This is a genomic window from Actinomadura sp. NPDC048032 (assembly GCF_040653175.1).
GTDB lineage: Bacteria > Actinomycetota > Actinomycetes > Streptosporangiales > Streptosporangiaceae > Spirillospora > Spirillospora verrucosospora.
Window position 1 is genome coordinate 1 of the sequence record NZ_JBEZJP010000097.1, and the last position, 22,816, is coordinate 22,816.

General features: G+C 72.4%; 23 protein-coding genes. 13 read left to right on the forward strand and 10 right to left on the reverse strand.

Features of this window, described 5'->3' with window-relative positions; all coding sequences use genetic code 11:
- Nucleotides 1–22: 22 nt before the first annotated feature.
- Nucleotides 23–202 (reverse strand): DUF1737 domain-containing protein, encoded by a 180-nt coding sequence (locus AB0C69_RS15725; protein ID WP_360353941.1) that lies wholly within the window; start codon nucleotides 200–202, stop codon nucleotides 23–25.
- A 47-nt stretch (nucleotides 203–249) separates the two neighbouring features.
- Here AB0C69_RS15725 and AB0C69_RS15730 point away from each other — a divergent pair, with 47 nt between their 5' ends.
- The gene (locus AB0C69_RS15730; RefSeq protein WP_360353943.1) at nucleotides 250–690 is read left to right on the forward strand and encodes an SMI1/KNR4 family protein; all 441 of its coding nucleotides are present in this window, start codon (nucleotides 250–252) and stop codon (nucleotides 688–690) included.
- A 344-nt stretch (nucleotides 691–1,034) separates the two neighbouring features.
- On the opposite strand, the gene AB0C69_RS15735 is transcribed toward AB0C69_RS15730, so the two are convergent.
- The 3 genes from AB0C69_RS15735 to AB0C69_RS15745 form a co-directional block, all read right to left on the reverse strand.
- Nucleotides 1,035–2,003: a hypothetical protein gene (locus AB0C69_RS15735; RefSeq protein ID WP_345171104.1), complete on the reverse strand. Its 969-nt coding sequence runs from the start codon at nucleotides 2,001–2,003 to the stop codon at nucleotides 1,035–1,037.
- A 149-nt stretch (nucleotides 2,004–2,152) separates the two neighbouring features.
- On the reverse strand, nucleotides 2,153–3,316 hold the full coding sequence (locus tag AB0C69_RS15740) for a S8 family peptidase (protein WP_345171102.1): 1,164 nt from the start codon (nucleotides 3,314–3,316) through the stop codon (nucleotides 2,153–2,155).
- A 136-nt stretch (nucleotides 3,317–3,452) separates the two neighbouring features.
- Entirely contained in the window at nucleotides 3,453–5,429 is a 1,977-nt protein-coding gene (locus tag AB0C69_RS15745; protein ID WP_360353946.1) for a serine/threonine-protein kinase, read from the reverse strand.
- Between the two features lie 129 nt (nucleotides 5,430–5,558).
- On the opposite strand from AB0C69_RS15745, the gene AB0C69_RS15750 reads away from it, so the two are divergent.
- Entirely contained in the window at nucleotides 5,559–6,002 is a 444-nt protein-coding gene (locus tag AB0C69_RS15750) for a sterol carrier family protein (protein ID WP_345171098.1), read from the forward strand.
- 57 nt (nucleotides 6,003–6,059) lie between these two features.
- Nucleotides 6,060–6,728, forward strand: coding sequence for a LamG domain-containing protein (locus tag AB0C69_RS15755; RefSeq protein ID WP_360353948.1), 669 nt, complete (start codon nucleotides 6,060–6,062; stop codon nucleotides 6,726–6,728).
- 9 nt (nucleotides 6,729–6,737) lie between these two features.
- On the opposite strand, the gene AB0C69_RS15760 is transcribed toward AB0C69_RS15755, so the two are convergent.
- Nucleotides 6,738–7,103, reverse strand: a complete 366-nt coding sequence (locus tag AB0C69_RS15760) for a hypothetical protein (RefSeq protein ID WP_360353950.1) — start codon at nucleotides 7,101–7,103, stop codon at nucleotides 6,738–6,740.
- A gap of 126 nt (nucleotides 7,104–7,229) precedes the next feature.
- On the opposite strand from AB0C69_RS15760, the gene purF reads away from it, so the two are divergent.
- Nucleotides 7,230–8,684: an amidophosphoribosyltransferase gene (gene purF, locus AB0C69_RS15765; protein ID WP_360353952.1), complete on the forward strand. Its 1,455-nt coding sequence runs from the start codon at nucleotides 7,230–7,232 to the stop codon at nucleotides 8,682–8,684.
- Nucleotides 8,681–9,721 (forward strand): phosphoribosylformylglycinamidine cyclo-ligase, encoded by a 1,041-nt coding sequence (gene purM / locus AB0C69_RS15770; protein WP_360353954.1) that lies wholly within the window; start codon nucleotides 8,681–8,683, stop codon nucleotides 9,719–9,721. Before purF ends, purM begins: the two co-directional genes overlap by 4 nt.
- A 212-nt stretch (nucleotides 9,722–9,933) precedes the next feature.
- Here purM and AB0C69_RS15775 read toward each other — a convergent pair whose 3' ends face one another.
- Complete coding sequence (locus tag AB0C69_RS15775; protein WP_149260363.1) at nucleotides 9,934–10,140, reverse strand: DUF3073 domain-containing protein; 207 nt, start codon at nucleotides 10,138–10,140, stop codon at nucleotides 9,934–9,936.
- A gap of 329 nt (nucleotides 10,141–10,469) precedes the next feature.
- Complete coding sequence (locus AB0C69_RS15780) at nucleotides 10,470–11,552, reverse strand: Glu/Leu/Phe/Val dehydrogenase dimerization domain-containing protein (RefSeq protein ID WP_360353956.1); 1,083 nt, start codon at nucleotides 11,550–11,552, stop codon at nucleotides 10,470–10,472.
- An 86-nt stretch (nucleotides 11,553–11,638) separates the two neighbouring features.
- On the opposite strand from AB0C69_RS15780, the gene AB0C69_RS15785 reads away from it, so the two are divergent.
- Nucleotides 11,639–12,556 carry a hypothetical protein gene (locus AB0C69_RS15785; RefSeq protein WP_353833943.1) on the forward strand — a complete coding sequence of 306 codons (918 nt, stop codon included), beginning with the start codon at nucleotides 11,639–11,641 and terminating at the stop codon, nucleotides 12,554–12,556.
- A 273-nt stretch (nucleotides 12,557–12,829) separates the two neighbouring features.
- Nucleotides 12,830–13,033 carry a developmental transcriptional regulator BldC gene (gene bldC / locus AB0C69_RS15790; RefSeq protein ID WP_012850682.1) on the forward strand — a complete coding sequence of 68 codons (204 nt, stop codon included), beginning with the start codon at nucleotides 12,830–12,832 and terminating at the stop codon, nucleotides 13,031–13,033.
- A 363-nt stretch (nucleotides 13,034–13,396) separates the two neighbouring features.
- Here the strand turns inward: bldC and AB0C69_RS15795 are convergent, their stop codons facing one another.
- Nucleotides 13,397–14,086 (reverse strand): TetR/AcrR family transcriptional regulator, encoded by a 690-nt coding sequence (locus tag AB0C69_RS15795; RefSeq protein WP_345171085.1) that lies wholly within the window; start codon nucleotides 14,084–14,086, stop codon nucleotides 13,397–13,399.
- A 371-nt stretch (nucleotides 14,087–14,457) separates the two neighbouring features.
- On the opposite strand from AB0C69_RS15795, the gene AB0C69_RS15800 reads away from it, so the two are divergent.
- The 4 genes from AB0C69_RS15800 (at nucleotide 14,458) to AB0C69_RS15815 (ending at nucleotide 18,567) form a co-directional block, all read left to right on the forward strand.
- Entirely contained in the window at nucleotides 14,458–15,459 is a 1,002-nt protein-coding gene (locus AB0C69_RS15800; protein ID WP_345171814.1) for a LacI family DNA-binding transcriptional regulator, read from the forward strand.
- Nucleotides 15,460–15,901: 442 nt separating this feature from the next.
- On the forward strand, nucleotides 15,902–16,141 hold the full coding sequence (locus AB0C69_RS15805; RefSeq protein ID WP_089315141.1) for a hypothetical protein: 240 nt from the start codon (nucleotides 15,902–15,904) through the stop codon (nucleotides 16,139–16,141).
- An 84-nt stretch (nucleotides 16,142–16,225) separates the two neighbouring features.
- Complete coding sequence (locus tag AB0C69_RS15810; protein WP_360353960.1) at nucleotides 16,226–17,062, forward strand: N-acetylmuramoyl-L-alanine amidase; 837 nt, start codon at nucleotides 16,226–16,228, stop codon at nucleotides 17,060–17,062.
- Between the two features lie 65 nt (nucleotides 17,063–17,127).
- Complete coding sequence (locus tag AB0C69_RS15815) at nucleotides 17,128–18,567, forward strand: class I SAM-dependent methyltransferase (RefSeq protein WP_360353962.1); 1,440 nt, start codon at nucleotides 17,128–17,130, stop codon at nucleotides 18,565–18,567.
- A gap of 23 nt (nucleotides 18,568–18,590) precedes the next feature.
- On the opposite strand, the gene AB0C69_RS15820 is transcribed toward AB0C69_RS15815, so the two are convergent.
- Entirely contained in the window at nucleotides 18,591–19,661 is a 1,071-nt protein-coding gene (locus AB0C69_RS15820; protein WP_345171080.1) for a quinone-dependent dihydroorotate dehydrogenase, read from the reverse strand.
- A gap of 247 nt (nucleotides 19,662–19,908) precedes the next feature.
- Between AB0C69_RS15820 and AB0C69_RS15825 the strand changes: the two genes are divergently transcribed.
- Entirely contained in the window at nucleotides 19,909–20,103 is a 195-nt protein-coding gene (locus AB0C69_RS15825) for a DUF6243 family protein (RefSeq protein WP_360353964.1), read from the forward strand.
- Between the two features lie 40 nt (nucleotides 20,104–20,143).
- Here the strand turns inward: AB0C69_RS15825 and AB0C69_RS15830 are convergent, their stop codons facing one another.
- On the reverse strand, nucleotides 20,144–21,322 hold the full coding sequence (locus tag AB0C69_RS15830) for a hypothetical protein (RefSeq protein ID WP_360353966.1): 1,179 nt from the start codon (nucleotides 21,320–21,322) through the stop codon (nucleotides 20,144–20,146).
- Nucleotides 21,323–21,521: 199 nt separating this feature from the next.
- Between AB0C69_RS15830 and AB0C69_RS15835 the strand changes: the two genes are divergently transcribed.
- On the forward strand, nucleotides 21,522–22,505 hold the full coding sequence (locus AB0C69_RS15835; protein ID WP_360353968.1) for a hypothetical protein: 984 nt from the start codon (nucleotides 21,522–21,524) through the stop codon (nucleotides 22,503–22,505).
- Nucleotides 22,506–22,816 lie beyond the last annotated feature (311 nt).

Sequence of the window (22,816 nt, forward strand, 5' to 3'; positions counted from 1 at the left end):
GGCGCCCTTCCCATGCCACCCGCTATTCCGCGCGGCGAACGACCGCTTGAGCGACGATGACACGCTGCCCGTTGAACGTCACCGACGGCGACCCGTGCAGCTCGTACCCCAGCTCAAGCGCCTCACTGACCCGCCGGCAGAACGTCTCGTCATCCGGCCCGGTCAACACCCGATACCGCGGAAGCTCCCCAATTTCACCCATCCCCCGACCCTAGACCGGCGCCGCAATCGCGCGTCAGAGGCGAAGCCATGTGGAGAGAGCTGATCGAGCGGCTGTACGACAATGCGGAGTTCGCCGCGCCCGCCACCGACGCGGCCATCGATCACATCGAGCAACGGCTGGGGCAGAGAGTCCCGGACGAACTGCGAGAGGTGCTCCGAGAGACCGACGGGGTCCTGGGCGACTACGGCTCCGGACTGGTGTGGCCGGTGCACGAGATCATCGACCAGAACACGGAGTTCCGGCAGAACGCCGCACTCGCCGCTCTCTACAAGCCGTTCGACCAGTTCATGTTCGTGGGAGACAACGGCGGCGGGGACCAGTTCGCGTATGTCCTGCCGACCGGAGGACGCCCCGGCGCCGTCTTCGTCTGGGATCACGAAACCGACGAACGCATCTGGATAGCCGACTCGCTGAAGGCCTACCTGGAGTCGCGGGCGGCCGCGGACGGCGACGACTGGTACAAGTAACGGTCCGCCCGAGGCTCTTGCCTCGGCCTTTGGCGACGGCGGCCGACCGGCGGAGGGAGGGTGGGGCCACGGGATTCTGTCACTCCGAGACGTATCCGGGAGCGGGTCCATACCCACCCTCCCTGAGCCGCGGGCCCTGATGGGCGCTCAGACCGGTCTCCAGCAAAGGCAGCGTACTGAAACGCTACGACGATTCCACGAGCCGCCAGCCTGGGGGCGCATCTGATGCCGTCGAGCTGCGATTGGGTGCGCAAGGCGATCGATGACACCTGGGGAACGAATCCGGGCGTGAGTGCCCTGGATGTGCCCTCTCGGAGCTGTGGGCCTGGTCGGGGCGGGTGCGGTTAGAAGACCGAGATGTGGACGTGGTCGTAGTGGTTGGCGGTTACGCCGCCTCGGTTCTCCATGGCGCGCCAGCCGGGGCTGCGGAGGTCGTAGATGCGTTGGCGCCAGATGATGTACTTGATGCCCAGGGCGCTCGCGTGGGCGATGGCGTAGGCGGCGGTGCGGTCGCCCAGGGACTGGGCGCTGCCGGAGGCCATGACGCCGCCCGTGGTCACCATGAAGTCGCAGGCGTGACCGGTGCCGTGGTCCTGCGGGTCGCCGGTCTGCCGGACGCAGCCGATCGTGGGGAAGGGGCCCATCTCCAGGTCGAGGGTGTTCTTCACCTTGAGCATGCGCGGGGTGACGCCGCCCATGCCGACGCTCGGGGACTCGGGCTTGTACTTCTTGACCAGGGACTGGATCTGCGACTTGCGCCGCCTCAGGTCCTTGATCTCCTTGTTCAGCTCCGTCATCTTCTGCTGGGCCGCCTTGCGGGCCGCGAGCTGGTCGTTGACGAGCTTCTGGATCTGGGCGACCTTGCCCGCCTTGTTCTGGGCGAGATGGCTGACCAGCGTGGCGTTGCTCAGCAGGTCGGACGGGTCGGCGTCGGCCAGGAAGGTGACGGTGGGGTCCTCGCCGTTCGTCATGTACTGGGACGCGGCGAGCTGGGCGACGACGCCGCGGGCCTCCTGGAGGTCGCGCTGGAGGTCGTTGGACTTGTCCAGCGCCTTCTTCGCGGCGTACTCGGCGTCCTTCAGCTTGGCGAGGTCGCCGCCGTACTCCTTGTCGAGCTGCTCGATCTGGCGGTTCAGCCTCGCGAACTTGCCGCTGTCGCCCGGGTCGAGGGGAAGGGACGCCGGCGCGGCCGCGGACGGCGTGGCGGAGGCGACCAGGGGAACCGCGGCGGCGAGGGCCACGAGAGCCGCGGCGGCGCGTCGCCGGCCACGGCGGCGGTCTGCGTGCCGACGGGTGGAGGCGGGGGTCTCCACGTGTTCTCCTCTCGTCATGGCCGAAGGTCAATGAACGTTAAAGAGCCGTCTGCCTCGCCAAGGGTAGACCCCTGCGGTGGTGGGACGAGGCCAAGGCGCGAGATGCCCGGCTCCCTTGCTGGGAGCCGGGCCATCCTACGTGACGGGACTCACAGCTTGCCCTTCCACAGGAGCCTGTTGGGCTGCGAACGCAGTCCCTTGAGGGTGTGGGTGGAGTTGTCGTTCAGCACCTTCTGCACCGTCGGGAACGTGGCCTTCGGGTGGGTGGACAGGTAGAGGGCGGCGACACCGCTGACGTAGGGGGCGGCCATGGAGGTACCGCTGAGCGCCTTGCTGCGGTTGCCGGGCCAGGTGGAGTAGATGCCGTAGCCGGGGGCGTTGATGTCGACGCACTTGCCCCAGTTGGAGAACGAGGCGCGCGTGTCGGTCTTGGTGGTCGCGCCGACCGCCATGACCCAGCCCGCGCCGGCCGGGGAGACCTTGCACGCGTCGGCGTTCTCGTTGCCGGCGGAGACGGAGGTGAACACCCCGGACTTGGACAGGTTCGTCACGGCGGTGTTCACCGCGGTGGACTTGGGTCCGCCGAGGGACATGTTCGCCACGGCCGGCTTGACGGCGTGGGTGCGCAGCCAGTTGGCGGCGTCGACGATGTCCGACATCGAGCCCTCGCCGTTGCAGTCGAGGACGCGGACGGCCCGCAGCTTCACGGACTTGGCGGCGCCGTAGGTCTTGGAGCCGATGATGCCCGCGACGTGGGTGCCGTGGCCGTTGCAGTCGCGTCCGTCGCCGTTGAACCTGCTCGCCGCCCAGGCGATCGAGGCGCGGCCGCCGAACTCCGCGTGCCTGACGTCGATGCCGGTGTCGACGACGTAGGCGTTCACGCCCTTGCCGGACGACTTGTAGGTGTAGGTCTTGGACAGCTTCGCCGACCGCTGGTCGATGCGGTCGAGCCCCCAGGGCAGCGGTGCGCGCTGCGTCGTGGTGGCCTTGACGATCTGGTCCTGCTCGATCGCGGCGACGCGGTCGTCGCGGCGCAGCTTGTCCAGCTGGTCGGCGTTCAGCCGCGCGGCGAAGCCGTTGAGGACGCCGTCGAAGCGCCGGACGCCCGTCGCCTTGACCTTCTTGGCGGCGGCGTCGGTGGACGCTCCGGACTTCAGCGTGACGATGTACCGGCCGGGGACCGGGGTGCCTTCCGCCGCCGTCACCTTCACCAGGGACGACGCGTCGTCGGCGAGCACCGGGAACGCCGCGGCGGCGCCGAGGCACGCCGCGACCGAGCCGACGAGCAGCAGCCTTCGGTGGACAGCCCGCATACCCCTCCTTCTGCCGGGGAGCGCGCGGAGGCGGTCCCGCCCATGATCGATGTTTTCGATCGAGGGGAAACCCTAGCGGAACTGTCCTGATATGAGTCGACAAATTGGACGTATTGCCAAAGGTGGCAGAAGGAGGTCAGGCCCGGCTGAGCCGTCCGCCGTAGCCGAGGTTCGTTCCCGGCTTCGTCCACGTGTACTGGAGCGTCCCGTCCGGCTGCCGGGTGACCTGGACGACCCCGGACGTGCACGGCTTGCCGATCTCCAGGTTCATCCTGAGCGCGCTCTCGGTGCCCCGCGCGAGCCGGAGGGTGCCGTTGCAGTTCTCCCGCGGGTACAGGGCGCGCCCCGTCGTCCCGCCGGTCTCGAACGTGATCTGCACCGGGAAGGACGCGTTGCGGCCCGTGTTGACCACCGTCCCCTTCCACGTCCCCGCGAAGGAGGCCGGGATCGTGGTGACCGGGCGGTTGTCGGACGTGTTGGTGCTGTCGGGCGGCGACCCGTCGTCGTCGGCCTTCAGCTGGGGCCACAGCACCAGGGCGATGATGGCGATGCCGACGCTGACGCCGATGACCAGCGACAGCGCCAGGCCGAGGACGTGGTTGCCGGGCCGCCGCATCTTCGCGAGGGCCGCGAAGGGCGAGGAGCGGACCGGGGAGCGGTGCCCGCCGCCGCCCTCGCGGCCGTGGCCCAGCCCGGGGACGAGGGGGTTCGGCGCGGTGGGGTCCGGCGGGGCGGGCATGTCGACGGAGTCGAAAGTGGTGGTCCGGTCGGAGTCGAAAGTGGCGGTCCGGTCGGCGTCGAAGATGGCGGTCCGGTCGGCGCCGACGGCGTCGAACCGCGCGGTCTGATCGGCCTGCTCGGGCTCGCCCGCGCGGGCGAGCTGCTCGGTCCGGTTCGGGCCGACCGCGTCGAAGGTCGCGGTCGCCTCGAACGCGGCGGGATCCAGCTCGGCGGCGGGCGGCTCGGGCTGCGGCTCGGGCTCCGGACGCGCGCGGCGGGAGCGCGCGAGCTTCCCGAGCAGCGGCACGGAAGGCGACGCGGACTCCACCGGCGGGCCCACCGGGGGGCCCACCGGTGGGCCGGGCGGCGGCCCTGGAGGCGGGCCGGGCGGCGGGCCCGCCGGCGCGGCGGGGCCTGGCGCGAACCCGGGCGGGGGCGCCGCTCCCATGGGGCTGCCCGGGACGTTCACGGGCGGACGCGGCGGCGGCGCGACCCGGGGAAGGGTGTGGCGGACCATCACGCCCGTCGCGAGGGCCCGGCCCTCCTCGACCATCGAGGCCGGCAGGCGCTCGACGAGCTCGCCGCCCGCGCCCAGCAGTCGTTCGAGGATCGTCCTGGCCATCGGGCGTTCGGCCGGGTCCTTGACCAGGGCGGCCGTCACCACCTCGCGCAGGGAGTCGGGCACCGCCGACAGGTCGGCCTCGTCGTAGACGATCCGCTGCATCACCTCGGACGGCGAGCCCTCGCCGAACGGCGGCCTGCCCGCGGCGGCGAACAGCACGGTCGACGCCCACGCGAACACGTCGGCGGCGGGACCGATGCCCATGCCGCTGAGCTGCTCGGGGGACTTGTAGGCCGGGTCCTCGGTCATGTGACCGCGGAACGCCACGTTCACGGCCTCCATGGCGTGCGCGATGGCGAAGTCGCTCATCCGGGGGCCGCCACGGCCGAGGAGGACGTTCCCGGGTTTCAGGTCGTGGTGGACGGCGCCCGCGCGGTGGACGGCGGCCAGGGCGATCGCCATGCCGACCGCGACGCGCTCGACGACGGCGAAGCCGCGCGCGCCCTCCTCGTCCACGAGCTGCTGGAGGGACGGCCCGTCCACCCACTCGCTCACCACGTAGGGGCGGTCGCCCTCCACGTCGGCGTGCAGGATCGCCGCCGTGCAGAATCCGGACACCTTGCGGGCCGGGGCGAACGCGTCGGCGAACCGCGAGCGCGCGACCGGCTCGCCGCTCAGCCGCACGTGCAGGACCTTCACGGCGACGGGGTGCCCGGAGGGGTCCCTGCCGAGGAAGACGGCGCCCTGCTCGCCGACGCCGAGCCGTCCCGTGATCTCGAACGAGCCGAGCCGTCTCGGGTCGCCCGGCTGCAGGGGCAGCGCCTCGGGCATCTGACGAACCTCCGTCTCCTCCGGGGACGGCGTCCCCGGCCTCCCCGTCTCCTGCACCCCCATGCCTGGCACCGGGGTCCTTTCTACCGCCTGCGCGGTACCGAGGCTGACCCGGTAGCGTCATGCGCGATGCCGCGAACACCGCTTTCCTCCGCCGTCCTGAACGAGCAGCGCGCCGCGCTCGGGCTGGCGCCCTACACCGGCCCGGACGAGCCCGCCGCGCTGCGCCGCGCGGCTCTGGACACGGTCCTCGCCGGCGTCGAGTCGGGCGGCGCCGAACCGAGCCGTCCGGTGGTCAGGGGAGCGGTTCGGTACCTGCTCGACCGGCTGGCCGAGCTGGCCCCCGGCCGTTCGGTGGAGGTTCGCGTCCCCCCGCACGCCGCCGTTCAGTGCATCGACGGCCCGCACCATACCCGGGGTACGCCACCGAATGTGGTGGAGATGGACGCCGCCACCTGGATCGCGCTGGCCACCGGCCGTCTCACCTGGCAGGACGCGACCGCGAACGGACGGGTGCGGGCGAGCGGCCCGCGCGCCGACCTGACGCCCCACCTCCCGCTGCCCCTCGGCTGACGCTCCTCGACCGATGGGCCCCTCGACTCGGCGGGGAGGCGCGCATAGCGTGCGCGGGTGACGCGCGCCCTACCGGAGGTGATCCCCGTGCTGATCGCGCACTGGACGTTCGACGCCGGCACCGTGGACGGCCGCCGGGCAGCCGACACCGCCGGAACCGCCCCCGCCGCCGAACTGGCGGACGGCGCCCGGATCGTCCCGGGACGGGACGGGGAGGCGCTGTCGCTCGGCGAGCACGACCGCGCCGTGATCCCCGGGGCGCCGCAGCTCGTCCTCAGCCAGATCTTCGGGTTCAGCCTGGCCTTCTTCGTCCGGGTCGACGAGGGGCCCACCGGCGAGTGGCGCAGCATCCTCTACAAGCCGGTCGCCGAGAACGACGCGCGCGGCCTCGGCCTCTGGCTGTACCCGGACGCGATGAGGCTGCGCGTCCAGCTGTTCACCGTCAAGGGCCCCGGCTACGTCGACAGCCGGGCCCGGCTGACCGTGGGCGGATGGGCCCACGTCGCCTTCGTCGTGGACACCCGGGGCATGGCCCTCCACATCGACGGCGAGCAGGACTCCGCCGCCGCGCTGGAACACCCCGTCGTCACCCCGGCCGGGCCCGTCTACCTGGGCAGGGAGCCCGCCAAGCCCGGCTTCGGCGGCCTCGTCGACGATCTGCGCGTGTACGCCTCGGCGCTCGGGCAGGAGGCCGTCCGCGCCCTGGCGGACCAGCCGGACGGTTAGACAGGGCAACTAGGGGCCGGCGTGAGCGAAGGGGAACTCGCGTTCGACGCAGTGCCGCCGCGCCAGGTCGTCCGGATACCGGGCCACGTCCCCGCACTGGGCCGCTTTGCTCAGCAGCCAGAAAAGCGTCCCGGATCCGATCAGGAGGGCGACCGCGGAGCAGACCACCCCGACGAGGGCGGGGCGCCGGTCGGGGTCGCGGCGCACGAGGGACACCGTCCCGAGGACGAGGCCGGCGAGCGCCGGGATCATCCCCGCCAGGCACGCCGCGAGCCCGGCCAGGCCGAGGATTCCGAGGACCTGCGCGGCGCGTGCCAGGGTGCTCCGCCTCGCCGGGGCGGGGGGCGAGTGGGTCCGGTACCCGGGCATGGTCATGCGTTCCTCCATGGGTCGTCCCCAGATTCCCCCGGACCGCGAGATCCCCGTGGTTCCGGGGAGTAAAGGTCCGTTAAGAGATGCCACCGATCGGAGCAGGTGAACCGGGCATCTAGACTGGCGAACGTGCCTCTCCGTGACGGACGTCTGAGCCACGACATCGATCCCTCCGACCGCGCTCCGCAGGACGCCTGCGGCGTCTTCGGCGTCTGGGTCCCCGCCGAGCAGGCGGCCCGGGCCGAAGTGAGCAAGCTCACGTACTACGGGCTGTACGCGCTCCAGCACCGCGGGCAAGAGTCGGCGGGCATCGCCGTCAGCGACGGCTCGCGCATCGTCGTCTTCAAGGACATGGGCCTCGTCGCCCAGGTCTTCGACGAGTCGGTGCTGAACACGCTGCGCGGCCACATCGCCGTCGGCCACTGCCGCTACTCCACGACCGGCTCGCCCACGTGGGAGAACGCGCAGCCCACGTTCCGGTCCACCGACGACGGCGGGCTGGCGCTCGTCCACAACGGCAACCTCATCAACACGCCGGAGCTGGCCGCGCGGCTCGCCCCCGGCGAGCTGACCGCCACCACCGACACCGAGGTCCTGACCGCCCTGCTCGCCGCCCGCGGCGAGGGCGGCGTGCTGGAGGCGGCGCGGGAGATCCTTCCGGCGACCCGCGGCGCGTTCTCCCTGGTCTTCATGGACGAGGGGACCCTCTACGCGGCCCGCGACCCCGAGGGCATCCGGCCGCTCGTGCTCGGCTCCCTGGAGGACCGGGGCTGGGTCGTCGCCTCGGAGACGGCCGCCCTCGACATCGTCGGCGCCCGGTTCGTCCGGGAGATCGAGCCGGGCGAGCTGATCGCGTGCGACGGCCAGGGCGTGCGGTCCGAGCGGTTCGCCGAGGCGCGCCCGAAGGGCTGCCTGTTCGAGTACGTGTACCTGGCGCGGCCCGACACGACGATCGCCGGGCGCAGCGTCCAGGCGACCCGCGTGGAGGTCGGGCGGCGGCTGGCCCGCGAGCATCCCGTCGAGGCCGACATGGTCATCCCGACGCCCGAGTCGGGCACGCCGGCCGCGATCGGCTACGCCGAGGCGTCCGGCATCCCCTACGGCCAGGGCCTCGTGAAGAACTCCTACGTCGGCCGGACGTTCATCCAGCCGTCCCAGACGATCCGCCAGCTCGGCATCCGCCTGAAGCTGAACCCGCTGCGGGAGGCGATCGAGGGCAAGCGCCTGGTCGTGGTGGACGACTCGATCGTGCGCGGCAACACCCAGCGCGCCATCGTGTCGATGCTGCGCGACGCGGGCGCCGCCGAGGTGCACGTGCGGATCTCCAGCCCGCCCGTCTCCTGGCCGTGCTTCTACGGCATCGACTTCGCGACCCGGGCCGAGCTGATCGCCGGGAACCTGTCGGTGGAGGAGATCCGCGACTCCATCGGCGCCGACTCGCTCGGGTACATCTCCCTGGACGAGCTGATCTCCGCCTCGCACATCGCCAAGGACAACCTGTGCCGGGCGTGCTTCGACGGCCAGTACCCCATCCCGGTGGAGCAGGACGCCCGCGGCAAGCACCTGCTGGAGGCCACCCGATGACGGACCGCCCGACGACCTCCTACGAGGCCGCAGGCGTCGACATCGCGGCGGGCGAGCGCGCCGTCGAGCTGATGAAGTCCCGGGTGGCCCGTTCGCGGCGGCCCGAGGTCGTCGACGACGTCAGCGGGTTCGCGGGTCTCTTCGACGCCTCGGCCCTGCTGCGCTACAAGCGGCCTCTGCTCGCGACGTCCACGGACGGCGTCGGCACCAAGGTCGACCTGGCGCGGCGCCTCGGCGTCTACGACACGATCGGGCACGACCTGGTCGGCATGGTCATCGACGACCTCGCGGTGTGCGGCGCCGAGCCGCTGTTCATGACCGACTACATCGCCTGCGGCAAGGTCGTCCCGGAGCGCGTCGCCGACATCGTCGGCGGGATCGCCGACGCGTGCGCCCTGGCCGGCTGCGCCCTCGTGGGCGGCGAGACCGCCGAGCACCCGGGCCTGCTGGGGGCCGACGAGTTCGACGTGGCGGGCGCCGGCACGGGCGTCGTCGAGGCCGACCGGATCCTCGGGCCCGAACGCGTGCGGGCGGGCGACGTCGTCCTCGCCATGGCGTCGTCCGGCATCCACTCGAACGGGTACTCGCTCGTCCGGCACATCCTGGCGACGACGGACCTGACGCTGGAGACGCGGACGGCCGAACTCGACCGGCCGCTCGGCGAGGAACTCCTCACCCCGACGCGCATCTACGCCAAGGACTGCCTGGCCCTGGCCGAGAGCGGTGCGGTCCGGGCGTTCGCCCACATCACGGGCGGCGGGCTGGCGGCGAACCTGGCCCGGTCGCTTCCACCGGGGGTCGACGCCGTGCTGGACCGCTCGTCCTGGGAGGTCCCCGCCGTGTTCCGCCTGCTCCAGGCGCACGGCGACGTGCCGCAGGCCGAGATGGACAAGACGTTCAACCTCGGAGTCGGCATGGCCGCGATCGTCGCCCCGGACCGCGCCGACGAGGCGCTCCGCCTGCTGGCCTCCCGCGGCGTCCCGTCCTGGACCCTCGGAGAGATCACCGAAGGCTCCGGCGCCGCGACGCTTCGCTGACCGGAGGCCCCTGGACGGCCCTGTCCGACCTCGCGGACGGGGCTGAACGGGACGCTGAGGGCCTCCCAGACCTGTCAGGTCATGAGGGGCATGCCGGACACCGAACGTCGCCCGTGGGGTCGCTCAGCGTGAGCGCCGGTCCCCCGGGGCGTGTTCCGACCCAAGACAAACGCCACCGCCCGGCGATGCGGGCGGTGGCGTTCGTCTGCCGGTCAACCGGAGGTGCCGTCCTTGCGGGGCTCCGTGCCGTAGTCGTCGGCGTAGTCGGCGTACTTCTCGGCGAGCTCGTCATAGGAGTCTTCGCCGGAGTCGCTGACTCCTAGTTCATCCTTAAGGCGGTCGAGGTCCGTGTTGCCGGTGCTGTATTTGAGCTGCCGGGCAACCTTCACCTGCTTGGCCTTGGCTCGGCCGCGACCCATTGGCTCGACCCCCTCGATGGTCAGGGCTTTCGTGGGCCCATCAACGCGCGCGTGTACCACACGAACCGGTGCCTGATGAGCCATGCGTCAGTCACGGGTACAACCGTACCCGTTTTGCGCCTGGCTCGGTACATCGACGGTACGTGGCGGCGCCCCTGTTGCTGATGACAACAGTGTATCCGGTGGTCACGTCAACGTGGGAAGGCCACCGTGGGACGGTCGTACGCCGCCCCGCGGTGGCCCTCACAACGGTTTTGCAACGGTCTAATCAGGTCTAGGAAACCCACACCCGGACCGAGCCCTCCGGAAGCTCGGAGCCGCCCGGGCGCTCAGAGGAGGATGCCGCGCAGCCTGCCGACCTCCGACATCCGGCGCTCCGCGAGGCGGTCGGCGGCCACCGCCGGGGGGACGCCCTCGTCGGAGGCCAGCGCGAAGATCTTGCGAGTGGTGTCGTAGATGCCCGCGGCCCGGGCCTTGGCGCGGTCGAAGTTGAAGCCCTCGATCTCGTCCGCGACCTGGATCACACCGCCGGAGTTCACCACATAGTCGGGGGCGTACAGGACGCCGCGGTCGGCGAGGCGCTTCTCCACGCCCGGGTGGGCGAGCTGGTTGTTGGCGGCGCCGCAGACGACCTTGGCCGCCAGCACGGGCACGGTGTCGTCGTCGAGGGAGCCGCCCAGCGCGCACGGCGCGTAGACGTCGAGCTCCGTGCGGACCATGGCGCCGGTGTCGGCGACGACCTCCACCTCGGGGTGCAGCGCCCGGACGCGGTCGACGGCGGCCTCGTCCACGTCGCAGATCACGACGTCCGCGCCGTCCTCGCGCAGGTGCTCCACGAGGCGGTGGCCGACCTTCCCGACGCCCTCCACCCCGACCCGCCTCCCGCGCAGCGTGGGCCGGCCCCACACGGTCTCGGCCGCGGCCCGCATTCCCTGGAACACGCCGAACGCCGTCAGGATGGACGAGTCCCCGGCGCCGCCGTGCGCGACCGTCCGCCCGGTGACGAAGCGGCACTCGCGCGCGACGATGTCCATGTCCTCGCTGTAGGTGCCCACGTCGCACGCCGTGTAGTACCGGCCGTTCAGCGACTGGACGAAACGCCCGTAGGCCCGCAGCATCGCCTCGGACTTGTCCGTGGCGGGGTCGCCGATGATGACGGCCTTGCCGCCGCCGAGGTCGAGCCCGGCGAGGGCGTTCTTGTACGCCATGCCCCGGGACAGGTTCAGCACGTCCGCGAGGGCCTCCTCCTCGGAGCCGTACGGGTAGAAGCGGGTGCCTCCCAGGGACGGGCCGAGCGCGGTGGAGTAGATGGCGATGATCGCGCGCAGACCGCTGGCCTCGTCCTGGCAGAAGACGACCTGCTCGTGTCGGGGTTCGGTGCCCTTGTGGGGCGCCCCGAAGACATTAGGCACGGTAGTGCCCTCCTCTCTGTCTCTAAGATCAGCCTAGGGCGCGCGATGGCGCCACGCCCGACCGGATCTCATGTCACGATGCGATGGTGCTTCCGTACGCGGCGTACCTACGGGTTTATGAACCGGTGACCGCCTTCCCGGAGCCCGCGCGGACCCTCTGGACGGTCTACGCCGACTCCAGGCGCCGTCCCAGGCGGATCCACGCGCTCGGGGCGGAGCACCGGGAGTCCGTGCTCAGGCTGACGGGCTCGCCGCCCGAGGTCGTCCCGGAACGCGAGAGCAGGGACGCCTACGTGCGGCGCCTGGAGGACATGGTCTACGTGTGCCCGTGGGGCACGCGGCTGCGGTCCTGGCTGGCGTTCGAGCGCTTCAGGGACGAGCACGCGGCGGGGGTGGCGGCGGCCTTCGTCCCGCCGCCCCTGTCCGAGCGGGTGCGGAGCGACTTCGAGCAGTGGAAGAACGCCGGCCGGTCCCTCCGCCCGCACATCCTGACGAGCACCTGGCACATCCCGCTGGACTGGTTCGTGCCGTTCGCGCGCGGCGAGCGGAGCCTGATGCTCGGCACGCCGGGGACCGGGTACCGGCCGGCGGACGACACGGCCGAGGAGCTCGCGGCCCACGGGCCGGCGACGGCGGCGCCCGCGCGGACCCTGGTCTACGTCACCTCGATGGGGGAGGCCCGCCACCGGGTGGCGGCCGCGCTCCCGGTGGTGCGCGAGAACCTCGGCGAGGGGGCGGAGGACGTCTACCTCCTGTCGGCGGGGCGGCTGGAGACCCTCGACCGGTGGCTCGGCGAGTTCCATCCCCGCGCGCTCGTGGAACTCGACTACGGCGGGCTCGTCCACCTCCTGGACGACGCCACGCTCCGTACCGACGAGTCGGTCGCGGAGATGACCGTGGCCCTCACCGGGATGGAGCGAGGTGAGGTCGAGCTGACCGTCGCGATGTACAAGCGTCTCCTGGCCCGCTGGCGCCCCGTGCGGGCGCTGGAGGCCGCGAACTAAAACAAATTTCCCGAATCCGCGCGCGATACGACTATACGTGTCGCTAGAATCACGCAGCGTGACCCAGCAGCCACCGGACATGCACACTTCCCCGCTCTCGCGGGGATGTTTGCACGCAACTACCGCCAGGAACTTGCTTGTTGCGCTGAGTGGTGGCAAGGTTACACGTTGTGATGTCATAGTGGCTCTTTCGGGCCATAGGGGACATCAGTGACCACGCGAGGATCAATCGCAGGATCGCTGTCATCGGTCCACGGAGGAGAGGCCGCAAACATGTCAGCACGTACGCCAGAGGCCGAGCCCCTGCTGACGCCGGCGGAGGTGGCGACGATGTTCCGCGTCGACCCCAAGACCGTCACGCGCTGGGCGAAGGCGGGAAAGCTCACGTCGATCCGCACGCTCGGCGGGCATCGCCGGTACCGCGAGGCGGAGGTGCGGGCGCTGCTCGCGGGAATCCCGCAGCAGCGTTCGGAGTAGACACGCCGACCGGCGGGGCTCCGAGGGAGCCCTCCGGACGCACAGCGCAGGAGGGGGGCGGCCAGGAGGCTTTGGAACGGACCTCGCACCCGAGTCACGTGCGGGGACCCGCTCGGTGTCTCCTGGCCGACACGGGACCACGGTCATCCGAGAACCGTCGGTCCCGGACGCCGAAGCCGCACTGTCCCCGGAACGGGCACCAGTCCGCCCGCTCCGGGGGCAGAGCGCGCTGCCTTCGGGCGACGGAATGCCGTTCCGGGGGTTGTGTCCGGTTGTGGACGCAGCCGAGTTGGATGTCCGAAACTCCGCGCACGTCAACGCGATAACCGCAGGTCGAGCGGTTACTGGTTCGTCTCCGGGCGGCTAAGGGTTCATCTCTTCGTGGGCCAGGCGCTCGAACAGGGCGCCCGTGCCGGGGTCGTGCCTGCCGGAGACCTGCATGATCACCACGAGCTGGTCGACCAGCAGCCGCTCCAGGTCGGGGCGGGCCACGTCGCGGTTCTCCAGCCAGTCCAGGCCGGCGGTCTCCACGGTCGCCATCCAGCAGCGCAGCGTGATGCGCAGGATCGGCGGCGGGACGTCGACGTCCAGCGAGTGCAGGATCCGGTCCAGCAGCAGCCGGCGGATCCCGTCCACGATCTCGCCGGCCTCGCCCGAGCGGTCGGCCGGCCCGCCGCGCAGCAGCGCCGTGTAACCGGCCGCGTGGCTCTCCACGAAGTCGAAGTAGCGCTTCAGCGAGATCCGCAGCCGTTCGAGGGGCTTGCCCTCCGTGGGCGGTTCCAGCAGCACCGACAGGTGCTTCGCGGCGCTGCCGAGCGCCGCGATGTAGAGCTCGTTCTTGCCGCCGAAGTAGTGGTAGACCAGCGCCCGGGAGGCGCCCGCCTTCGCCGCGACGTCGTCGATCGAGACGTCCTCGGGCGAGCGCGTGCTGAACAGCTGCAGCGCCGCCTCGATCAGCTCGTCCCGCCGTTCGTCCACGCTGAGTCGGCGACGGCCGCGCCCGCCGCTCGGCCGGGTGCGCGCCTTCGCGCCGGCCACCGCACGATCTCCCACCTGGGCAGGGTATCCGAGCCGGACGCTGCCAGGGCCCACACCGAGCGGGCCGGACGCGGGCCCGCCGCCGGTTCCCCGCCCCGGTTGTGATCCAGAACACCACAGGCCCGAACCACCATTGTCGGATGCCCGTTACTCACTGTCGCGGCGCTATGGGGGGAAGGCGCGGCATCATGGCATCTCCTCCTGAGCGGAGGGCGGCGCGCCGAATACCCCTCCGGGGCGCCGCCGCGGCAGGTCCTGCAGGTTCCCCTGGACGGAGCGCCATGTCAGCTGATGAAGCAAATCCCCCGCACGGCATGCTGGGAGAGGGCGCGGTGCCTCGGCCGCGCAACGAGCCCTCTCCCGCACCGCGCGACGAGGGCAAGACGATGCCCGCGCCGAAACCGACGATCCGCAATGTCGCTGAACGCGCCGGAGTGTCCAAATCGCTCGTCTCGCTGGTCATGCGAGGGTCACCGCACGTGAGCGAGCGCCGCCGGCAGGCCGTCCTGCAGGCCGCCCGGGAGCTCGGCTACCGCCCGAACGCGGTGGCGCGCAGCCTGGTGGAGGGGCGCACCCGGCTGATCGGCGCCATCGTCGCCGACCTGCACAACCCGTTCTTCGCCGAGTTCCTCGACGGGCTCCAGGAGAGCCTGCACGGCGCGGGCCTGCGGATGCTGGTCGGCAGCGGCCGCTGGGACCCGATGTTCGAGGCCGAGGCGGTCGAGGCGTTCCTGGAGATGCGGGTGGACGGGCTGGTGCTGCTCAGCGTCGTGCCCGAGTCGCTCAAGGAGGCCGCCGCCAGCGTCCCCGTGGTGGTCGTCGGCGAGCGCGACGTGGTCGGCGTCGACATCGTGGTGGACGACGACGAGCTCGGCGCGAGCCTCGCGGTCGACCATCTCGTCCAGCACGGCCACCGCCGGATCGCCCACATCGAGGGCGCGCGCTCCACCACCGCGCGCTACCGCCGCGCCGGCTACGAGAAGGCGATGCGGCGGCACGACCTGGCCGGCGAGATCGTCGTCGAGCCCGGCGACTTCACCGAGGACGGCGGCTACCGGGCCGCGCTGTCCCTGCTGCGCCGCGACCCCCGGCCGACCGCGATCTTCGCTCCCAACGACCTGGTCGCCACCGGGGCGCTGTCGGCCGCCGACGAGCTCGGCATGCGGGTCCCGGCTGACCTCTCGATCGTCGGCTACGACAACACCCACCTCGCGGCGATCCGGCACATCTCGCTGACCAGCGTCGACCAGCCGCGCCGTGACATGGGCCGGGTGGCCGCCGAGATGCTCACCGCGCGCATCGGCGACCCGCCCCGCGCCCCGCGGCAGAAGCTGGTCGTCCCGCACCTGGTGGTCCGCTCGACGACGGGGCCCGCTCCCGTCCGGTGACCCCGCCTGTGCCGCGCCGCAGGACGACCCCCCGCCTTCCCCTCGCTCCCACCGGCCCCGTGCGTGCCGTGATCCGCGCGTCGTGACGCCTGCCGCCTGGCCTCGCGACGCCGCGCCCCGCGCCGCCGCGGCCGTGCTCCCCAGGCCCGTCGTTCCGGTGGCCCGCGGCTCACGTGACCCGCGCGCAGCGCCGCGCATCGCGCAGGCGTCGCCGGGGCCGGTCATGGGCGGGGTACGGGGACGGTCGATCGTTCCACGAGACGGTGTGCGCCGGGTAAGGGGCAGGCCAAACCTGCCGCATTCGCCGGGACGGGGCCCGCGGCCAGGTGGTTAATGGGACTTCACCGTCGGCGGGCAGCCCCTGGCGGCCTCGCGGAAGGCCGCCGGGCCGGGCCGGGCCGGCGGTCGGGAGAGGGTCCGTTCACCCAGAGGAGAACAGGTCGTGCGTGATCCGGAACTGGTGTCGTGCGCGCAGCGCGCGGCGAGCGAATTGGAACGCGCGTGGTCGGAGTGGCGGCACGCCCGCGGCCTCGCCGAGCAGGTGTCGGAGTCCGTCGCCAGCTACGTGGCCCACTCGATCGACCACCCGTGGGGCCGTCCCCGCGTGGTCCTCGGCCTGGACGCCGACGAGGCGCGCGCCCTCGCGGCCCTGCTGGGCAAGGAGGACCCGCTGCGCGGCTGATTTCCCCGACTCCGTTTGACGAACCTGCGCCGGTGTGCAGACTGTCAGGGTCGGTAACGAAGTCATCACGGAGGAAAACGGCCTGTGCGAATTCATCGGGGCGGCCCCGCGGTCGCCGGTATCGCGCTGTGCCTGGGCGCGCTCGTCGCGTGCAACGGTTCCTCCGGAACGTCCGGCGGCGAGGCGGCCGGGCCGCCGACGGCCGGGGCCGCCTCGCCGGGCGCGAAGGGCGGGAAGTCGCCCGCGTCCGCCAAGGGGGACCCCGCGTCGCTGGACGGCAAGGTGATCGTCATCGACCCCGGGCACAACGGCGGCAACGCCGACCACCCGTCGGAGATCAACCGGCAGGTGAAGATCGGCAACGGCAGCAAGGCGTGCGACACGACCGGGACCGAGACCAAGGCCGGCTACACCGAGCACGCCTTCACCTGGGACGTGTCGAAGCGGCTCGCCGCGATCCTGAAGTCCCGGGGCGCGAAGGTCTCGCTGACCCGCAAGGACGACAAGGGCGTCGGCCCCTGCGTCACCGAGCGGGCCGCGCTCGGCAACCGGCTCAAGGCCGACGCCGCGCTGTCCGTCCACGCCGACGGGGCGTCCGCGTCCGGCCACGGCTTCCACATCATCGAGCCGCTCTCCATCGGCCGGAACGCCGAGATGGTGTCCGCCTCGTCCGCGCTCGGCGAGGCGCTGCGGAACGCCTACCACGAGGGCACGGGCATCCCGTACTCCAACTACCTCGGCAAGAAGGCCATCGACCGGCGCGACGACCTCGGCGGGCTCAACATGTCGACCGTGCCGAAGGTCTTCATCGAGTGCGGCAACATGCAGAACCAGGGCGACGCGGACAAGCTGTCCAGCGCGTCCTTCCGGCAGCGCATCGCCGAGTCCCTGGCCGAGGGCTTCCAGACCTACCTGGGCTGATCCCGGGCTGATCGCGGACGGCGATCCGGGACGCGCGCCGGGCCCGCAGCGGGCAGGATGAGCGGATGCCTGATCTTCGTCGTGTGCGCGAACTGCTGCTCGGAGCCGGTTACACCGTCGCGGGGGTGCGCGAGTCGCTCGGCCCGGTCGCGGGCGGGGCGCTGGCGCGGGACGAGATCGTGCCCGCGCTGCGGGCGACGGCCGGCGGTTCGCCGGTCGAGGCGCTGACCCGGCTGTTCTGGCTCCAGGTGCCCGTCCCCGAAACCGCGGTCGCCGCGGACGAGCTGGCGGCGGCGGGGCTCGCCGAGGTGTCCGGCGGGCAGGTGCGGGCGCTGCTGCGCGTCGAGCCGCTGGAGGCGGTGGACGGCGACGGGCACGCCGGTTACGCCGTCTCCGATCTGAAGGTGCGCCCCGGGGACGGGCGCGTCCCGGCGGACGATCACGTGGTGGGAACCGGAGGCGCGTCGGGCAGCCTCGCCGGGTTGGTCGTCCACAGGCCTGTGGACAACGTGCTCGATCTGGGCACGGGCTGCGGCGTGCAGGCGGTGCACGTGGCGGGCCGGTCGCCGGCCGCGCGCATCACCGCGACGGACGTGAACCCGCGGGCGCTGGAGCTGGCCGCGATGAGCTTCGCGCTGTCCGGTGTGGAGGACGCCGAACTGCTGCGGGGGTCGTTGCTGGAGCCGGTCGAGGGCCGCCGGTTCGACCTGATCGTGTCGAATCCGCCGTTCGTCGTCGCGCCGCCCGGCGACCGGCGGTTCACCTACCGCGAGTCGGGGATGGCGGGCGACGACTTCTGCCGCCGGCTCGTCGGGAGCGCCTCCCGGTACCTGAACGACGGCGGATATTGCCAGCTCCTGGCCAACTGGCTGCATGTCGACGGGGTTCCCTGGGAGGAGCGTGTCGGCGCGTGGGTGGACGGCTGCGACGCGTGGATCGTCCAGCGCGACGTTCAGGATCCGGCGGAGTACGCCGAGTTGTGGCTGCGCGATTCCTGCGAGGTGGGCACGCCCGAATACCGCGCCCGGTACGAGGCGTGGCTCGACGAGTTCGAGCGCCGGAACGTCACCGGGATCGGGTTCGGCTGGATCACGTTGCGGCGCAGCGAGCGCCCGGCCGTCCGGATCGAGGAGCTGCGGCACGCCGTCGATCAGCCCGTCGGCGCGTACGCGCACGACGTGCTGGACGGCCTCGTGAAGGCCGAAGAGTTTTCCACAGCCTGTGGACGGCCGCTCGCCGCGGCGCCGGGTCTCGTCCAGGAGCAGATAGGCCCGCCGGGCGCCGAGGACCCGGAACGGATCATCCTGCGGCAGGCGGACCGGCTCCGCCGCGCCGCCGGCGTCGGGACGGTCGAGGCCGCCCTCGCGGGGGTCTGCGACGGCGCCCTGCCGCTCGATCCGCTCCTGGACGCCATCGCCCAGCTCACCGGCATGGACCCCGGCGAGGTCCGCGCGCACGCCGACGCCGTCCTGCCGGAGCTGATCGCCGACGGCTTCTTCGCCTGACCCGGAGGCGCCGCCTCCGGGGGTCAGCCGCGGGCTTCGTCCAGGGTGCGGAAGGCGCTGCCGCGCAGGCGGCGCGACAGGTCGCGGTTGACGCGGTGCGCCCAGAGCGGGCCGCCGTAGATCATGCCGGTGTAGCCCTGGACGAGGGTCGCGCCCGCCCGGACGCGTTCCCACACGTCGTCGGCCGTCTCGACGCCGCCGACGGAGACCAGCGCGAGCCGCCCGCCCGTGCGGGACCGCAGCCGGCGCAGGACCTCCAGGGACCGCTCCCGCAGCGGCGCGCCCGACAGCCCGCCGGTCTCCTTGGCCAGCGCGGGCGGGCTGAGCAGGGCGTCGCGGGCGATGGTGGTGTTGGTCGCGATGATGCCGTCGAGACCGAGTTCGAGGGCGAGGTCGGCGACGGCGTCGACGTCGTCGTCCGCCAGATCCGGCGCGATCTTCACCAGCAGCGGGACGCGGCGGTCGCACGAGCGGTCGGCGGCCTCGCGCACGGCAGTCAGCAGCGGGCGCAGGTGCTCGACGGCCTGGAGGTTCCGCAGGCCGGGCGTGTTGGGGGAGCTGACGTTGACGACGAGGTAGTCGGCGTGCGGGGCGAGCCGTTCGGTGCTCGCCACGTAGTCGGCGGCGGCCGACGCCTCCGGGACGGCCTTGGTCTTGCCGATGTTGGCGCCCACGACGGTCCCCGGCGCCCGGTGGGCGAGCCGCCGCGCGGCGGCCTCGGAGCCCGCGTTGTTGAAGCCCATCCGGTTGACGACCGCCCGGTCCTGGACGAGCCGGAACAGCCGCGGGCGCGGGTTGCCGGGCTGCGGGCGCCCGGTCACGGTCCCGATCTCGACATGGCCGAACCCGAACGCGCCGAGCGCCGCGTAGGCGACGGCGTCCTTGTCGAACCCGGCGGCGAGGCCCAGCGGGCTCGGGAAGTCCAGCCCGAACGCGCGGACGGCCAGCGCCGGGTCGCGCGGCACGAACAGCCGCCGCAGCAGCGGCACGGCGCCGGGCACCACCTGGATCGCGTGCAGAGCGCGCAGGGTCAGATGGTGGGCGCGCTCCGCCGGTATGCGGGCGATGACCAGTGAGAAGAAGAGTCGATACATCACTGGCCAGTATCCCAGCAGCCTCAACGGAAAATCGTTTGAGGGCCGCCGAACCGGCTCCCTACCCTGACCCCATGCTTCTCCATGCCGAGGCCACCGCCTGGTGGCCCACGCCGCAGCGCGTCTACCGCGACCGTCCCGCCGCCAGGTCCGGCCGGGACGCCATCGACGTCTGAGCTGCACGCTCCCGCGCGGCCGGACCTGGGTGCCGAAGAACCACGCACACCCAGCCGAACGGGAGAACCCCATGTCCAAGAGCCGAGGTCGCAACGGCATGCTCGGCGTAGGCGGCCAGCGCAGGAACCTGTCGCGCAGCGAACTGCGCGGCGGCAAGGCGCAGGCGGCCGACACCGACGCCGCCAAGGCGGCCGAGAAGAAGAAGGACCTGCTCCGCAAGATGCGTGAACGCAACGAGCGGCGCACCACCGCCAACGACGAGTGACACGCGAACCGCGCCGGTCCCTGCTCGGGACCGGCGCGGTTCACCTTCCGCGGAAAGTACGGCGGAGGGTGAGTCGGACGTCGCGGGCGGCTTCTCGCATCGTGCGGCGTGCGGCGCGGAGGGGGTCGCTTACGGTGACGCGCCATGTCGAGCGGATGCCGTGTCCCAGCGGGCGCAGCACGCTCGCGCGGGCCCAGCGGGCCGGGGCGACGACCAGTACCCGCACGGGGGCGACGACCAGCGTCCGCCAGAGCCAGCGGAGGATTCGCGCGGCGAGACGCCACGTTCCCACCGCTCCGGCGACGATCGGGGCCAGGAAGTACCGCCACACCGCCCTCGCGGGCGCGACGATCAGGACGCGTCCCAGCCAGGCCAGGCAGCGTCCGATCAGCCGCCACGACCAGGCCACCGCCGCCGCGAAGGCGCGCCAGCCGGAGGCGAGCACGCCGCCGAGCGCGACCAGCAGGGTCAGGGCGCCGCGGCCGAGCCAGGAGAGACCGGCCCACAGGGCGCGGCCCAGCCAGGCGAGGCCGAGCAGCGGCGGGCGCAGGACGTAGCGCCACAGCAGCACGGCGGGCAGGACGACGAGCACGCCGATCAGCAGGCCGATGCCCTGGAACAGCAGCCTGAGGCCCTGCCCGAGGACGCCGAACAGCCGGGCGAGCCCGCGGCCGAGGGCGCGGAGCGGACGCAGCAGCAGGAACGCGAGCAGTCCCGCGAGGCCGCGTCCGAGCAGGGCCAGGAACCGGCCGATCGGCGCGATGAGGACGCGGTGGACCCATCGGGCCAGCCGCCCGGTCCCGCGTCCGAACCACCGCAGGAAGCCGAGGACCACGACGACGGCGAGCCAGCGCAGCGGCCGGACGAGGAGGAGGTCGAGCAGCGCGGCGATGCCCCGTCCGACGGCGGCCAGAAGGCGTCCGACCGGGGCGAGCAGCCACCGGTACAGGGCGCGCCAGGCGCCGCGCAGCATCCGGCCGAGGAACCGGCCGAACCGGCCCGGCACCCGCATGAGAGCGTTCCAGGCCGCCCGGACGCCGCGGGCCAGCAGGACGACCAGGTCCCAGCCGAGCCGCAGCGGGACCACGACGACGAGCGCCACGACGCGGGCCGGCATGACGAGCCACGCGGGACCCGCGCCGCGTTCGGGTTCCGGCGCCGGGGGACGTTTCTTCGTCAGGTCGACGGGGCCGCCCGCCGCGTCGTTTCCCGTGGTCACCGCTGCCTTCCTCGTCCGCCGCCGCACACCTGCGGCTCAGGGATGTGACTCGGCGCGCGGACGACCGGTTCCAGGTGGTTGAACCCGCTCCGAGGGGTTCACCGTATTCCTCCTCGATCCCGGAGCGGCGGCTCCACCTCGATCGACGTGCGGGACCTGGAACCGGAGCCGGGGCCCGGGACGACCTGGAGGACACGACATGAAATTCCCACGTTGGGCGATCCCCGCTGCGGCCGCCCTCACGGCGTCGGGACTGGTGCTGAGCGGGTGCGGCCAGGAGAAGGCCGGGGGGAAGCAGAACGCCGCGGGCTCCCGGGCGCAGGCGGAGCCGTCGGCCGAGCCGTCCGAGCCGCCCGCCCCCGAGCCCACGGTGCTGGAGGTGGCCAGCGTCACCAAGCTCGGCAGGGTCGTCACCGACGGCACGGGCATGACGCTCTACCGCTTCGACAACGACACCTCCCGGCCGCCCGCGTCGACCTGCGCGGCCGCGTGCGCCAAGGCGTGGCCGCCGGTGTGGGCGGGCCAGGGGAACACCGAGGTCAAGGGCGTCCAGCAGTCGCTGGTCGGCAAGGTGAAGCGGCCGGACGGCAAGTGGCAGGTCACGCTCGGCGGGTGGCCGCTCTACCGGTTCGCCAAGGACCGCAGCCCCGGCGACACGAAGGGCCAGGGCGTGGGCGGCACCTGGTACGCGGCGGCTCCGACCGGCAAGAAGGCGGCCCCGCTCAAGCAGGCGAACGGCAACCGCTGGAAGGGCTGGACGGTCGTCAAGGCCAAGCGGGACCCGAAGCTCGGCCTGATCCTGACCGACGGCAAGGGCATGACGCTCTACCGCTACGACAAGGACAGGAACAAGCCGCCGACGACCAACTGCTTCGGCTCGTGCAAGAAGGCGTGGCCGCCGGCCGTCTTCAACGGCTGGAAGCACCTCAAGCTCGAAGGCGTCTCGAAGAAGGTCGTCGGCTTCATCGAGCGCAAGGACGACGGCAAGTGCCAGCTCACCATCGACGGCTGGCCCATGTACTACTACGAGCAGGACAAGCGGCCCGGCGACACCAAGGGCCAGGGCGTGGGCGGGGTCTGGTGGGCCACGACGCCGACCGGCAAGAAGGCCGTCGGCACGGGCTCCGGCACCGGTGACGGGGGCGGCACAGGCGGAGGCTACGGGTCGGGGGGCGGCTACTAGGGCCGTCCGCCACGCGCTACCCGCCCATCAGGCGAAGGCGCGGAGGGCGGCGCGGATCGGTCGGGGTCCGCGCCCCCTTCGCGCCTTCTCGGTTCGCGGACGTGTAGCGCGTTCCGCCCGGGGCATTCCCATATCCGGACCAAGGGCCTTTGCCTTCCGATGACTCTCCGGATCTCGACAGTCACGCGATCCGATGGTCGAATGGAGGGCCAATCCCGCCAGGTGCGGCCCGGCGAAGCGCCCGCAGTCCGGTGGGAGCACCGGGAGGCCCCATGGGCGAGCGAGTCGACCGAACGGAGAGCGACCGGGCG

Excerpts from the sequence above, each read along its gene's own strand:
- AB0C69_RS15725 (WP_360353941.1), bottom strand. The coding sequence starts at position 202 with ATGGGTGAAATTGGGGAGCTTCCGCGGTATCGGGTGTTGACCGGGCCG.
- AB0C69_RS15730 (WP_360353943.1), top strand. The coding sequence starts at position 250 with ATGTGGAGAGAGCTGATCGAGCGGCTGTACGACAATGCGGAGTTCGCC.
- AB0C69_RS15740 (WP_345171102.1), bottom strand. The coding sequence starts at position 3,316 with ATGCGGGCTGTCCACCGAAGGCTGCTGCTCGTCGGCTCGGTCGCGGCG.
- AB0C69_RS15745 (WP_360353946.1), bottom strand. The coding sequence starts at position 5,429 with ATGCCCGAGGCGCTGCCCCTGCAGCCGGGCGACCCGAGACGGCTCGGC.
- AB0C69_RS15750 (WP_345171098.1), top strand. The coding sequence starts at position 5,559 with ATGCCGCGAACACCGCTTTCCTCCGCCGTCCTGAACGAGCAGCGCGCC.
- AB0C69_RS15760 (WP_360353950.1), bottom strand. The coding sequence starts at position 7,103 with ATGACCATGCCCGGGTACCGGACCCACTCGCCCCCCGCCCCGGCGAGG.
- purM (WP_360353954.1), top strand. The coding sequence starts at position 8,681 with ATGACGGACCGCCCGACGACCTCCTACGAGGCCGCAGGCGTCGACATC.
- AB0C69_RS15775 (WP_149260363.1), bottom strand. The coding sequence starts at position 10,140 with ATGGGTCGCGGCCGAGCCAAGGCCAAGCAGGTGAAGGTTGCCCGGCAG.
- bldC (WP_012850682.1), top strand. The coding sequence starts at position 12,830 with ATGTCAGCACGTACGCCAGAGGCCGAGCCCCTGCTGACGCCGGCGGAG.
- AB0C69_RS15800 (WP_345171814.1), top strand. The coding sequence starts at position 14,458 with ATGCCCGCGCCGAAACCGACGATCCGCAATGTCGCTGAACGCGCCGGA.
- AB0C69_RS15815 (WP_360353962.1), top strand. The coding sequence starts at position 17,128 with ATGCCTGATCTTCGTCGTGTGCGCGAACTGCTGCTCGGAGCCGGTTAC.
- AB0C69_RS15820 (WP_345171080.1), bottom strand. The coding sequence starts at position 19,661 with ATGTATCGACTCTTCTTCTCACTGGTCATCGCCCGCATACCGGCGGAG.
- AB0C69_RS15825 (WP_360353964.1), top strand. The coding sequence starts at position 19,909 with ATGTCCAAGAGCCGAGGTCGCAACGGCATGCTCGGCGTAGGCGGCCAG.
- AB0C69_RS15835 (WP_360353968.1), top strand. The coding sequence starts at position 21,522 with ATGAAATTCCCACGTTGGGCGATCCCCGCTGCGGCCGCCCTCACGGCG.